We start from the raw sequence: 251 nt of genomic DNA on the forward strand, positions 1-251 counted from the left end.
GGATAACGGGACGGTGGTGCTGCGCAATCTGGTCGAAACCGACGTGGCGGGGCAGGCGCCGTCCGATCTGCGGGTGAAGGGGACTCGTATTCCGACACCGTCCGACACCGCCTCGCGCTACTTCCTGCTGCGCGAGCGCAAGACCGTGACGGGCACGATCATCGCCATCATCCGTCAGGAGCGCGGCGACCGCGTCGCCTACGCCCGGACCGAGGTGGATTGCGGCAAGCGGCTGTTCCACGTGCTGGGCG

At 68.1% G+C, this 251-nt stretch carries 1 protein-coding gene; it reads left to right on the plus strand.

Annotation, left to right across the window (positions count from 1 at the left end):
• Positions 1 to 16: 16 nt before the first annotated feature.
• The coding region (locus AC0IW9_RS31440) for a hypothetical protein (RefSeq protein WP_471652209.1) at positions 17 to 251 on the plus strand (235 nt) is incomplete at its 3' end.

It is taken from the genome of Belnapia sp. AC561 (assembly GCF_979252845.1).